This window comes from Romboutsia sedimentorum (assembly GCF_030131845.1).
GTDB classification, from domain to species: domain Bacteria; phylum Bacillota; class Clostridia; order Peptostreptococcales; family Peptostreptococcaceae; genus Romboutsia_D; species Romboutsia_D sedimentorum.
The window spans coordinates 81,751-94,965 of sequence record NZ_JASKYM010000001.1; the positions used below are offsets into that span (position 1 = coordinate 81,751).

9 protein-coding genes and 1 pseudogene are annotated in these 13,215 nt (G+C 30.3%); 5 read left to right on the forward strand and 5 right to left on the reverse strand.

Annotated features, from left to right (window positions below; genetic code table 11):
* The first annotated feature begins 40 nt into the window (after window positions 1-40).
* A complete protein-coding gene (locus QOZ84_RS00435; protein ID WP_284130987.1) occupies window positions 41-1,639 on the forward strand; it encodes a peptide chain release factor 3 in 1,599 nt (532 codons plus the stop codon).
* 164 nt (window positions 1,640-1,803) lie between these two features.
* On the opposite strand, the pseudogene QOZ84_RS00440 reads toward QOZ84_RS00435, so the two are convergent.
* A pseudogene (locus QOZ84_RS00440) lies at window positions 1,804-2,172 on the reverse strand (transposase); the annotation flags it as partial.
* A 100-nt stretch (window positions 2,173-2,272) separates the two neighbouring features.
* Here QOZ84_RS00440 and QOZ84_RS00445 point away from each other — a divergent pair.
* From QOZ84_RS00445 to QOZ84_RS00455, 3 genes are all read left to right on the forward strand, one after another.
* On the forward strand, window positions 2,273-3,025 hold the full coding sequence (locus QOZ84_RS00445) for an ABC transporter ATP-binding protein (RefSeq protein WP_026901232.1): 753 nt from the start codon (window positions 2,273-2,275) through the stop codon (window positions 3,023-3,025).
* Window positions 3,012-3,815 (forward strand): ABC transporter permease, encoded by an 804-nt coding sequence (locus QOZ84_RS00450; protein ID WP_284130988.1) that lies wholly within the window; start codon window positions 3,012-3,014, stop codon window positions 3,813-3,815. The genes QOZ84_RS00445 and QOZ84_RS00450 overlap by 14 nt, the downstream gene beginning before the upstream one ends.
* 168 nt (window positions 3,816-3,983) lie before the next feature.
* Complete coding sequence (locus QOZ84_RS00455; protein ID WP_284130989.1) at window positions 3,984-4,436, forward strand: hypothetical protein; 453 nt, start codon at window positions 3,984-3,986, stop codon at window positions 4,434-4,436.
* A 34-nt stretch (window positions 4,437-4,470) separates the two neighbouring features.
* On the opposite strand, the gene QOZ84_RS00460 is transcribed toward QOZ84_RS00455, so the two are convergent.
* A complete protein-coding gene (locus QOZ84_RS00460; RefSeq protein ID WP_284130990.1) occupies window positions 4,471-5,106 on the reverse strand; it encodes a hypothetical protein in 636 nt (211 codons plus the stop codon).
* A gap of 189 nt (window positions 5,107-5,295) precedes the next feature.
* On the opposite strand from QOZ84_RS00460, the gene QOZ84_RS00465 reads away from it, so the two are divergent.
* The gene (locus tag QOZ84_RS00465; RefSeq protein ID WP_284130991.1) at window positions 5,296-5,796 is read left to right on the forward strand and encodes a cupin domain-containing protein; all 501 of its coding nucleotides are present in this window, start codon (window positions 5,296-5,298) and stop codon (window positions 5,794-5,796) included.
* Window positions 5,797-5,851: 55 nt separating this feature from the next.
* On the opposite strand, the gene QOZ84_RS00470 is transcribed toward QOZ84_RS00465, so the two are convergent.
* The 3 genes from QOZ84_RS00470 to nhaC form a co-directional block, all read right to left on the reverse strand.
* The gene (locus QOZ84_RS00470) at window positions 5,852-8,494 is read right to left on the reverse strand and encodes a cell wall-binding repeat-containing protein (protein WP_284130992.1); all 2,643 of its coding nucleotides are present in this window, start codon (window positions 8,492-8,494) and stop codon (window positions 5,852-5,854) included.
* A gap of 42 nt (window positions 8,495-8,536) precedes the next feature.
* Window positions 8,537-11,476: a bifunctional 2',3'-cyclic-nucleotide 2'-phosphodiesterase/3'-nucleotidase gene (locus QOZ84_RS00475; protein WP_284130993.1), complete on the reverse strand. Its 2,940-nt coding sequence runs from the start codon at window positions 11,474-11,476 to the stop codon at window positions 8,537-8,539.
* Between the two features lie 256 nt (window positions 11,477-11,732).
* Window positions 11,733-13,175 (reverse strand): Na+/H+ antiporter NhaC, encoded by a 1,443-nt coding sequence (gene nhaC / locus QOZ84_RS00480; protein ID WP_284130994.1) that lies wholly within the window; start codon window positions 13,173-13,175, stop codon window positions 11,733-11,735.
* Window positions 13,176-13,215 lie beyond the last annotated feature (40 nt).

Here is a 13,215-nt window from a genome sequence, read left to right on the forward strand (position 1 = left end):
ATTTAGGTAATCATAAAATTAGAATAAAGGATGATAAAAAATGACAGAACAAAATTTAAACTTGATTGATGAGGTTAAAAGAAGAAGAACCTTTGCAATCATTTCCCATCCCGATGCAGGAAAAACTACATTAACTGAAAAGTTTCTATTATATGGTGGTGCCATTCGTGAAGCAGGCTCGGTTAAATCAAGAAGATCTCAAAAACATGCAGTATCTGACTGGATGGAAATTGAAAAACAAAGAGGTATATCTGTTGCATCAAGTGTTCTTCAATTTGAATATAATAATTTTTGCATAAATATTCTTGACACTCCAGGGCATCAAGATTTCAGTGAGGACACTTATAGAACTCTTATGGCAGCAGACAGTGCAGTAATGGTTATTGACTCTGCTAAAGGTGTTGAGGATCAGACAAAGAAATTATTTCAAGTTTGTAAAATGAGAGGAATACCAATTTTCACTTTTATCAATAAAATGGACCGTCAAGGAAAAGATCCATTTGAGCTACTTGAAGATATTGAAAATGTTTTAGGAATTCGCTCTTGTCCAGTAAACTGGCCAATTGGTTCTGGTAAAGAGTTCAAAGGTGTGTTTAACCGTCATAAAAATCAAGTTGAACTATTTGATGATGGTAACCATGGACAATCTATTGCTAAGTCTACAACTGGAAATATATCTGATGAAAAATTCAATACTTTATTAGGTGATGCTCTTCATGAAAAACTACTAGAGGATATTGAACTTTTAGATATTGCTGGAGATAATTTTGATTTAGACGGAATATTAAATGGTGAATTAACACCTGTATTCTTCGGAAGTGCCCTTACTAACTTTGGTGTAGAGCCATTTTTAGAATCATTCCTAGAAATAACACCACCGCCAAATCCTCGTAGTAGTAATTTAGGTGATATTGACCCTGATTCTAATAATTTCTCAGGATTTATATTTAAAATTCAAGCTAATATGGATAAATCTCATAGAGATAGAATTGCATTTTTAAGAATTTGCTCTGGTAAGTTTGAAAAAGGTATGACAGTAACTCATGTACAAAGAAACAAAAAGGTTAAACTTTCACAACCTCAACAGTTTGTAGCACAAGACCGTGTTATGATAGATTCAGCTTACCCAGGGGACATTATAGGGATACATGATTCAGGAATATTTAATATTGGTGATACATTAAGTGAAAAACAATCAAATTTACAATACACTGGTATACCACAATTTGCTCCCGAACATTTTGCAAAAATATCTACAAAGAATGCTCTTAAAAGAAAACAGTTCTTAAAGGGTCTTACGCAATTATCAGAAGAAGGTGCTATACAGATATACAAACAACCTAATTTTGGTATGGAAGAACTTATTGTAGGAGTAGTTGGAGTTCTTCAGTTTGAAGTTTTAGAATATCGTCTAAAACAAGAATATGGTGTTGATATGATAATGAGCACACTACCTTACCGCCATATACGTTGGATTGAAGCTGATACTTTCAAATCGGATAAGCTTTCAATGCCAATGGATACAATACTAGTTGAAGATAAAAATAGAAATCCAGTATTGTTATTCCAAAATGAATGGGCTATTAGACATCTACTTGAGAGAAATGAAAATTTAGCTTTAAGAGAAACTTCTTTATAAAAAATAAAGAGACTGTGAAAGCTTTTCTTTAAATAGCTTTCTATTATAATTTTGTTGAGGTGTAGATATAATAAATATTGTCTATGCCTTAACTTAATATAAAAATTTATTTAGTTGTATACCAAATACACCTTACGAAAATGCGTTTTTTGAGCATATATTTATTATAGCCTTCCTTCATATATTATAGACAATTCTCCATAAACTTTACCCCAATTTCGAAGAGATAGATTCCACTTTTTAGTTGCCTCAAATGTAGCTAAGTATAAAGCTTTTAGTAAAGATACATCGCTTGGAAATACACTACGTTGCCTGTTTAGTCGTTGATAGCTACTATTTAAGCTCTCTATAGCATTTGTTGTGTATATAACCTTTCTAACTTCTGATGAAAATTTTAAAATTGAACATATAGCATCCCAGTTAACTGACCAACTTTTCATACCATTATGGTAATGACTCTGCCATTTTTCTGTAACTTCAAGCATTATTGAATGACCTTGTTCTTCATTTGATGCATTATAAATTGATTTTAAATATCGTTAATCGAGTTAACATATATAGCTCAAAATGGTACAAAACACACCCAAATTTAATACTATAAACTATACAAGTAAAATCTACGGGGGTGACACCATGAAAACAATACTAGAAGTAAAAGACCTCTACAAAAACTTCTACAACAAAGAAGGAGAAATAGAAGTCCTAAAAAATATTAATTTCACTTTAAAAGAAGGAGAAATTCTAACACTCCTTGGACCATCAGGAAGTGGAAAATCAACTATATTAAACATATTAACAAAACTTTTACAACCTACTTCAGGTGAAGTAAATCTCAAAGGCAATATAGGATATATGTTTCAAAAGGATCATCTATTAGAGTGGCGAACTATAATGGATAACATAACTATAGGACTAGAAATACAGAAAAAGAAAACACCCGAAAATATATCTAGAGTTGAAAAACTCTTAAAAACTTATGACTTATGGGATTTTAGAAATATGTATCCTAAAGAACTATCCGGTGGTATGAGACAAAGAGTTGCTCTTATTCGTACCCTATCTGTTAATCCTGATATACTACTCCTTGATGAACCATTCTCTGCACTTGATTATCAGACAAGATTATTGATTTCAGATGATGTTTACAAAATCATTAGAAATGAAGGTAAGTCTGCAATTCTCGTAACGCACGATTTATCGGAAGCTATATCAATGTCTGATAGTGTAGTAGTTCTTTCAAAGAGACCTGCAACTGTAAAAAGCACGTACGATATCAACCTTAGACAAAATGAAAATTTAACACCTCTTCAAACTCGTAAAGTTCCAGATTTTCAAAATTACTTTGACACATTGTGGAAGGAGTTAGATTCCTATGAGACTAAGTAAAAATTCTGAAGGGTACACTAACTATATAAAAAATGTAAAAAAAGACAAAAGAAAAGTTCTTATATATCAAATTCTGTTACTAGTAGGTTTTATAATTCTGTGGGAGGTTCTAGCTGACTTTAAAATAATAAATACCTTCTTATTTAGCAAACCTAGTGATATATATCTACTGTTTATTGACTATCTTAAAAACGGAGAACTTTTAAAACACGTTGGTATATCTGTTTATGAAACACTTTTAGGGCTTATAATTGGTACTGTACTTGGTATTTTAGTTGCCATATCTCTATGGTGGTCTGATGGATTATCAAAAATACTCGATCCATTTTTAGTAGTTTTAAATGCACTTCCAAAAACTGCACTAGCTCCTATCATTATAGTGTGGGCTGGAGCTGGTATAATAGGCATTGTTGTTACTGCTGTGACTATTTCTGTAGTTGTAACTATATTATCAGCCTATAATTACTTTACCAATGTAGATGAAGAAAAAATGAAAATGTTAAAAAGCTTTGGGGCTACTAAAGGTCAAATTTTGTGTAAATTAATAATTCCCTCAAATATTGGAAACTTAATAAATCTTACAAAAATTAATATAGGTATGGCTTGGGTTGGAGTTATTGTCGGTGAATTCTTAGTTTCAAGAGCTGGTATTGGATATTTGATAGTTTATGGAAGCCAAGTTTTCAAACTAGACTTAGTTATGATGGGAGTATTTGTTTTAGCATTTTGTGCATGGATTATGTATGAAATTTTAAATATCATTGAAAAAATATATAACTCAAGAAGATAAAAATATAATTTTTTTAATATTGTAAAAGGTCTAGTAAAATTTGTTAGGCTTTTTATAATTTAGAGTTAAAGTTATGCTTATTTTTTATTCAATTAATTACAAGCCATATTTTGTATATATAATTTACTCATCTTATGCTAATACTATTTATGTTAAGGTGGTGAATTTATGATTTTCAAAAAAATAAGTATTATATTTTCAATAATTTTAATTATATTTGCAAATAGTAGTAATGTTTCTTTTGCTGCTACTTCTGTAAATATAGCAGACGTAACTAATGAATATATTAAATCATTAGAAATCATAGATAATTATATGCACGTATTAATGAAATCTATTTCTACAGCAAATTTCAATGAAGCTCAAATTAACAAAGATATTAAATTTGTAGAAACATTAATTAATGATTTAAATTCCAAAACTTCAAAACTTACCGAAAGTGATAATGATGTAATTTTAGCTATGCAAGTTATATTGAATTACTATAAAATATCTATAATAAATACGAAAAATTTCTTAAATACCAAAGATGCTGATTCATTAATAAGTGCTATTAGTTCTTTTTCATTAGGTTATGACTCTTCCTCTAGTTTAAGAACAATCATAGGAAAAGTGAGATAGCTTGTTCTCACCTTTCCTATATTTTAAATTCGCATTATTTTTTTCTTCTTTTTTTTAATATTAAAATTAAAATTATACCTATTGCTAAAATTCCAAATAAACAAGCAACAACAAGTTGTATAATATTAGAACTTTTAGCTTCACTTTTACCTTCTTTTAATATTTTATCTATTTCTGTTTTTGTGTAACCTTTTTTCTCTAATTCTCTTACTAAATCTTGTTCAGTTATATCATCATCGTCATCAAAGACTTCATCTAACATATAATAAGTAAGCAAACTTCTATTAACTGAAAAATTATATAATAAGTTCCTATTATACGACTTATAATATTTAGGTTTATACGCTATCTGAGATTTCATTTTATTTACCTTAATACTGAAGCTGTCATTTTTTGTTTTTACATCACTTTTAGAGTCCTTTTTTAAATCTAATTTGCTACTTTTTTTCTTGCTACTTTCTTTACTTGAAGCCTTATTAGTAGCATCATTTTTTAATGTTGATTTGTTTGTGCTATCACTCTTGGCTTTTGATTTAACAGTTATAGGTTTACTAATCTTTACACTAGAACTTGATTTAAAACTACTATGGCTTCTTGACCTTGCATCTATCATACTTGGTACTAATAATGTAGCACAAAGTATAAGACTTGTTATAATCTTCTTATTCATATCAATTTCCTCTTTATAATATATTTTTATTCTATTAGTTGCATAATTATTTTATCATAATTTGTAAAATTTTACATTTATATCTTAGTTTTAAGTTTATAATTGATAAATTGTTTAATTTTATTTATAATAGAATCATTGTATACAAAAGTCTACTTAAAATATAATTTAATATAGGGGGAAATATATATGTATTCAGCAGAGTATTTCATAAAACAGTTAAACTTAGAGCCACATGTTGAAGGTGGTTATTTTAAAGCTAATTTCGCTTCAAGCGAAAATATTACATCAAGTGACTTAAGAACTAAATTTGAAGGTGAAAGAATATTATGGACTAGTATTTATTTTTTACTTAGAGATGGAGAGGTATCTAATTTTCATAGATTAAAATCAGACGAAATGTGGTATTATCACGCTGGTTCTCCTCTAACTATTTATATGATAAGTCCAGAAGGTGAACTTACTACACATGAACTTGGATTAAACATTGAAAATGGTGAAGTACCACAAGTTTTAGTTCCTAAAAATTACATATTTGGTTCTGCAATGAACAATGAAGGATTTTCACTAGTTGGGTGTATGGTCTCGCCTGGGTTTGAATTTAAAGATTTTGAACTTTTTAAAAGACAATATCTACTAGATTTATATCCTCAATATAAAGAAGTTATAGTTAAATTAACAAGAGAATAATATATTAAAAAGAGCACATAAAATCAATTCGATTTTGTGTGCTCTTTTATTTAAACTATCTTTTTAATATACTCTTTATTTTAGCAAAAACGCCTTCATTTCCATTTCCACCAACTTGTGTTAACATCTTTGTTTTCTTAGATGATAAAACTTGTGATTGCTTTTCATTTAAGTTGTCTGAACCTATAACTACTGGAGCATTATCCTTAGCTGCAACAACTCCTACTGCTAATGCATCTATAAGGTCACTACTATTCTTAGACCCATCTTTAGCTACAAATATATTATTTAATTGTTCATCTTTATAGAATGTATCTATTACAATAGCATTAGTTTCATTTCTATCAACGCCACCAAGTCTTTCTACATTCGGTAATTTATTTGCAACATTCTCTGATATAGCTGATTCTTTTCCCATAACATAAGATTTATTTATTTTTTTATCTTTTATATATTTGTCAACCACTTTTGTTCCTTCACTTGGTGATGAGAATAATATAGGCATATTTTTATTGGCTGCAACAGGAGCTATACTTACCGCATCAGATAATCCTGTTACACCATTAACTAGTGCTATTTGTGATATATCACCCAATTTTTTTGAAACTTCTAAAGCTGTTTCATATCTATCATCACCACTTATTCTTTCAACTTTTAAATTCATTGCTTTTAATTCTTTAACTACAGATTCTTCTATTACAGCATTTCCACCTACTAAATAAATGTTTTTTGCTTGTAATCTTTTTATTTCTTCTTTAGTTTTAGAATCTAGCGCTTTATTATTTGTTAAAAGTATAGGAGCATTTTTAAGCTTTGCAAAAGGAGTTGCAGCTAGTGCATCTGCTTGGCCTTGTGAGTTTACTATAACTACGTTATCTGATTTATCAAACGAACTTTGACTTACTTTAGTTGCTGTTTCATATCTATCAGCGCCTGTAAGCTTCTTTGTATTTATAGCATAAGTATTTATTATGTTTGGATTTTTATCTACATCAATTTTATTTAATCCTAAAGTTCCATTTTTATTAGCATCTTCTTTTGAGAATTTTTCTGTATATTTTTCAAAAGCTTCTAAATCTCCCATTACAACTTCATATTTTACTTCTTTAAATGTATCAAATCCGTCTCCACCTTGAGCCAAGAATATATTTGCTACCGTATTTATGCTGCTGTCATCTTTTATTTGTGTTTTGTTAGCATTGTTTAAATTCATGCTATCTACTTTAACTACCCACTTATTATCTTTCTTTTCTGGATGCCATTTATATGTAAATCCATCTATTTGTAACATTCTTGGTCTGTTGTATTTTCCTTCTTCTTGTCCTACTATCCAATCATGTATTTCTTGTTTTTCTAGTATTTGCTTTAATTGAGCTCCATTTAATGTTAACTTAGTCAAATCATTGCTAAATGGTTGTATTGTATATACATCCTCATAGGTAATATCTCCTGATTTTAAGTCAGCTCTAACTCCACCTATATTCATAAGAGATATATCAATTTTTTCACCTTTGTCTTTAACTGCCCAAAGTTGAGCCTCAGCTATCATTCTTCCAAGTTCTGCTTCTCCGTTATCATTACTTATAGATCTAGAAATTTCTTCTTCTGCAAATCCAACTTTTCTTTCAAGCATTGGCTTTACTTCTTTTTTAGCATGATTAACTATTTTAGTAACGTTAGGATCTGGAATTATTTTCTTTGGATCCACTGATATTACATTTCCCTTACTATTTACAACATCACCAGTAGTCTTATCTATAGTTAGGTCTATCTCCCCTATATTTTGTCCCTTAGAGTAAGCTTGAGTCACAACTATATTGTCTTTCCCTTCTCTCTTTACAACAGAGTTTGCGTAATCGTGGTTGTCAGCAGCTATTATAGCATCAACTTCTCCATTAACTTTTTTAGATATATCATATATGTCACTAGATCCAGATAAATCAATTAGTTGTTTAGTATCCTTATCTGTTTTAGCTGGAACATGTGATAATACAACTATAGTTTTAACACCTTGTGATTTTAACTCTTCACTATATTTATCTATTGCTTGTACTTCATCAATGAAATCTATGTCTTTTATTCCATTTGGAACAACTTTATTTACAGTATCAGCTGTAACTACACCTATAACTCCAACTTTCACTCCATCAAATTCTTTTACTACATATGGGTTTAATATAGGGTCGCCTTTTTTAACACTTTTATTTCCAAATTTCATATCTTTATTTGCTACAACATTTGATGTTATCCACCCCAATTTATCTGATCCTGACCACTCAAGTCCCGACTTATGAGTTCCTCCTTGGATAAGTCTTGCTAATTCATCTGTTCCTTCATCATATTCATGATTCCCACTTGTTACTATATCAACATTCATTTCTTTTAATATTTCTAGAGTTGGTTGGTCTTGTTTTAACGCTGTAACAGCCGGGCTACCTCCAACTGCATCTCCTGCTGACATTGTAAGTGTATTTTTATTTTCTATTTGTAATTTTTTTAAATAAGATGATAGATTATCTATTCCTCCACCATATTTAGGGTCAGCATCAAATTGTCCATGCAAATCATTAAATGATAGTAATTTCACGTCTACAGTATTTGCTTGTGCTGATGCTTTTATTGGCTGAATCCCTGGTATTATTAATCCTGCTGAAAGCGCTATTACTGCTAATCTTTTACTCCCTCTTTTGTAACTCATCTTTAGTTCCCCCTACAATTATATCTTTTATTTTTAGTTGAATTATTTTTTCAATACATTCTTTAATTTATTAAAAATGCCTTCATTTCCATTGCCACCAACTTGAGTTAACATCTTTGTTTTTTTATTTGATAAAACTTGAGTCTGTTTATCGTCTACGTTCTTACCACCTATTACAACAGGTGCATTTTCCTTAGCTGCAACAACTCCTACTGTTAAAGCATCTATTAAATCGTCTTGCTTTTTCATACCATCTTTAGCTACAAATATATTTTTCAGTTCTTCTTCTTTATAGAAATTGTCTATTATTATAGCATTAGTTTCATTTCTATTTTTACCACCAAGTCTTTGAGCATTTGGCAACTTACTTTCTAAATCTTTTGATATAACAGATTCTCCACCTATAACATATGATTTATTTATTTTTTCATCTTTTATAAATTTATTTATATCTTGTGATTTATTGTCATTTGAAGAAAGTAATATAGGCATATTTTTATTTCCTGCAACAGGTGCTATACTTACTGCATCAGCCAATCCTGCATTCCCATTTACTAATGCTACTTCTGATACATCTCCTAGTCTCTTTGCTACTTCTAGAGAAGTTTTATATCTGTCATTTCCACTTATTCTATCTACAGATAACTTCATAGATTTCAATTCATTTGCTACAGATTCATTTACAGCACTACTTCCACCTATTATATAAACATTTTTAGCACCTAGTCTTTTTATTTCTTCTTTTGTCTTGTCATCTAATTTATTGTCATCTGTCAAAAGAATCGGAGCATTTTTTTGCTTTGCAAGAGGTGTTGCACAAAGGCCATCAGATATTGCTTTTGAATTGACTATTACTACATTTTCAGCTGTCTTAAATGCACTTTGACTTATCTTAGCTGCTGTCTCATATCTTGAATTTCCTATTAATTTTTTCTCTGGTATCGAACTAGTTACATAGTTTAGATCATATGAATATTTAACTAAATTTTCCCCTGTTGTTCCTTGTACATCTATATATGGATGTTGAGATAAATAATTTTTCCCATTTTCATGAGAATTAAATACTACTTTAGCCTCACTATCTACTGTTTTTATTTTCCAATTATCATCATGACTCGGGTTTATTGTCCCTTGTGATTTTATATAGTCTACTATAGCTTCTCTATTTTCATAAACACTTGAATGTATCACTTTAGCATCTCTAACACCTGGGAAAGTTCCTGTAGCTCTATAGTTATTAGTTGCAACCAAAAATTGTTGATTTAAATCTATATTTTTTCCATTTAATTTCAAATTACTTATTCTTGATGAATTAGCATTTATAGTTTTTCCACTACCATCATACTTAGCTGGCTTTGTTACATCTATTTCATAAGTTAATCCTTCTATACTATCAAAATTGTATGATCTATAACTTGAATTTAATAATTCTTGTTGAGTTTTAGAGTTAGCATCTATAGTATTGAACATTCCGGCACACATTTCTAACCATTCTTTAACTTGTGCTCCATTCATTTTTAATACATTTAATGTATTATCATATATATATAAGCTAGATAAATCTTTTATTTTCAAATCTCCAGCTTTTATATCAACAAAACTTGTTGCATCATTAAAGTCTCTTCCACCTGCTTTAAATGGTGCTGCTGCTGATAGTATTTGTAAATTTTTATCTGCTGCTAAGTCTGGTTCTCCTTCTTTTATAATCTTTTCAACATACCATTTTTGAGCATTAGCAACTAATTCAACAGAAGAATCATCTGCCACTAACGAGAAGAAGCTATTTAAATCTTTTGTACTTGTTCCAACACCTGAGTTAACATATTGTACAGTTTTTTCATGAGCTGCTTTTAGTGATTTGTTTTCTGATATTATAGGATTATTTACAGCAGGTGATTCAGTTCTTATTGGATTCTTACCTTCCCCATAAATTTTTCCATCCACACTTCTTCTTTCAACAGAGCTTTTATTGTCTTGTACCGACCATTTTCCATTTTTTTGAATTAACTCTAAATTAATTATTCCTAGCTCTTTACCCCAGTTAGTTGGCTGCACAATTTGCACACCATTTTTTTGTGTTGCTGTGTTTGAATGAGAATGACCTGCAACTATTGCATCTATTCCATTTACTTTAGTTAATTGATAAGCTGCATTTTCTGACCCAGCTACATATGTATCATCTTCTCCTGTACCACTATGTGCTAATGCAACAACTATATCAACACCTTCTTTTTCTTTTAGTGTTTTAGTTACTTTGTCTGCTGCAGTTTTTATATCTTCAACTTTAACTTTACCTTCTAAATTTTGCTTGTCCCAGTTTAATATTTGAGATGGAACGAATCCTGTTATACCTATTTTTATATTTTGCTTATTTCCATTGGAGTCAATAACTTCTTCATTGATTACTTTATATGGATTAAATTTATAGCTTCCATCTATATTTAAAACATTTGCATTTAATACATCCGTTTTCATAACAGACTTATCTGTTATCTGTTTTAAAAAATCAAGGCCGTAGTTAAACTCATGATTTCCTAATGTTGTTGCATCATATTCTAGTATATCTAAAGCTTCATACGATGGATATTTTTCCCCTGGCTTTGTCTGTGTCTCTTTATTCATAGCATATACACTAGCTAGCGGATTTCCCTGTATTGTATCTCCATTATCAACTAGTATTGAGTTATCTATTTTATCAGCTATATTTTTATTTTTATCAATTTCTTTTTTTGATTTTTCTATAAGATTTGCAACCTTTGATAGACCCAAGTTTTGATTAGGCTTGTCTGTATAATAGTCATGGTCCATTATATTTGCATGTAAATCAGTTGTTGCCATTATGCGAAAATCTACGCTTGGTGATTGGTTTGCTTGTACTTCTTGATTTATTCTTTTTTCAGCTGCTATTACTGGCATTACAGCTTGCCCCGTTATTGCTGTTGCCATAGCTATTGTAGCTATGGTTTTCCCCTTATTTTTCATAAAATCCCTCCAACATATATTAATTCAAATTAAATAGTGTTTCTATATATAATATAGTCAATCAATACAGCATTGTAAATATATTTTTATACTTTGACTCGACTTATCGCTACATAATCATTAGCTTTAACTTTATTTCTTACCTTTTAACCCATATTTCACAGATTAAATCATACAAAAAACACCTTTGATAACTATTTATTTATCAAAGGTGTTTTTTAAGTTTAACTATTATAAAGTGTTATTTGTATTATTTCTATAATACGCCTTCTTCTATTTCTTTTTTGACTAATTCCATTTCTTCAGGCGGCAATTTTTCCATTGTTATACCTGTTGCAGCATATAAAAGTGAAACAAGAGGATTTATTAAATTTAAAAATGCAAATGGTAAATATGCAAATGGATGAACTCCAAGAGTTACCCACATGTATGCCCCACATGTATTCCATGGAATAAGTGGAGATAATAGTGTTCCACTATCCTCTAGAGCTCTTGATAAGTTTTTAGGGTGTAGCCCTCTTTTTCTATACTCATTTTTATACATTCTTCCTGGTAAAACAAGTGACAAGTATTGCTCACCTGTTGCTAAGTTAACACCTAAACAAGATACTATAGTTGCAAGTACTAAACCAAAAGTTCCTTTTGAAAAACTAAGTAGTGCGTTAGCTAAAGCTTCAAGCATTCCTGTTTTTTCAAGTATACCACCAAGAGTTAATGCGCACAATATAAGTGAAACTGTCCACATCATACCATCAAGTCCTCCACGACTTAATAGTTCATCAATTGCTGCAACCCCAGTATCTGATACATATCCAAAATGAGCTGCATCTATTATAGATGATAAATCAGCTCCCTGGAATACACCTGCAAATACTGCACCTAATAAAGAACCTATTACAAGCCCAGGTATTGCCGGCATCTTAAATACAACCATAAGTATAACAACTACTGGTGGTATTAAAAGAATTGGAGACAATGTATTAAATGAACCTTCTAAAGTACTTCTCATAAGCTCTATTTGAGTTATGTCTAATTCTTTACCTGCATATTTCATTCCTATTATTCCATATAATACAAGAGCTATTAAAAGTGATGGCCCTGTTGTATAAACCATATGTTTTATATGTTCAAATAATGTTGTCCCTGCCATGGCAGGTGCTAAGTTTGTAGTATCTGAAAGTGGTGACATTTTATCTCCAAAATACGCTCCAGATATTATAGCCCCAGCTACAAGTGGTAGAGGCATCCCTAACCCTTGACCTATTCCTATAAGTGCAATACCAACAGTTCCTGCTGTAGTCCACGAAGAACCTGTTGCAAGAGATACTATTGAACATATTAATGTTGTTGCTGGTAAGAATATTGCTGGTGATACTATTTTAAGCCCCCAATAAATCATAGATGGAACTGTACCGCTTAATATCCATGTTCCAATTAAAGTTCCTACTACCATAAGTATAAGTATTGCCTGCATAGCCATTCTTATTGTATCTAGTACTCCATCCTCTAGCTCTTTCCATGTAAACCCTAATTTAAATAGCCCCATAGCTGCTGCTACAAAGGCTCCTAATATTAATGGTATGTGTGGGTCGGCATCTAGTTTAACTAATGAATAAGCTAATACTGCTATTAAAAATAATATTGGAATTACTGCTTCCCCTACGGTTGCCTTTCTACTTACTTTCGGCTTTTTTTCCAAAATTTTTCCCCCTCTGGATTTTGTAATATTTATTAAGTAT

Bases quoted from the DNA above. Each gene is read 5' to 3' on its own strand.
- QOZ84_RS00450 (WP_284130988.1), top strand. From the start codon at position 3,012: ATGAGACTAAGTAAAAATTCTGAAGGGTACACTAACTATATAAAAAAT.
- QOZ84_RS00465 (WP_284130991.1), top strand. From the start codon at position 5,296: ATGTATTCAGCAGAGTATTTCATAAAACAGTTAAACTTAGAGCCACAT.
- QOZ84_RS00460 (WP_284130990.1), bottom strand. From the start codon at position 5,106: ATGAATAAGAAGATTATAACAAGTCTTATACTTTGTGCTACATTATTA.
- QOZ84_RS00475 (WP_284130993.1), bottom strand. From the start codon at position 11,476: ATGAAAAATAAGGGGAAAACCATAGCTACAATAGCTATGGCAACAGCA.
- QOZ84_RS00435 (WP_284130987.1), top strand. From the start codon at position 41: ATGACAGAACAAAATTTAAACTTGATTGATGAGGTTAAAAGAAGAAGA.
- QOZ84_RS00445 (WP_026901232.1), top strand. From the start codon at position 2,273: ATGAAAACAATACTAGAAGTAAAAGACCTCTACAAAAACTTCTACAAC.
- QOZ84_RS00455 (WP_284130989.1), top strand. From the start codon at position 3,984: ATGATTTTCAAAAAAATAAGTATTATATTTTCAATAATTTTAATTATA.
- QOZ84_RS00470 (WP_284130992.1), bottom strand. From the start codon at position 8,494: ATGAGTTACAAAAGAGGGAGTAAAAGATTAGCAGTAATAGCGCTTTCA.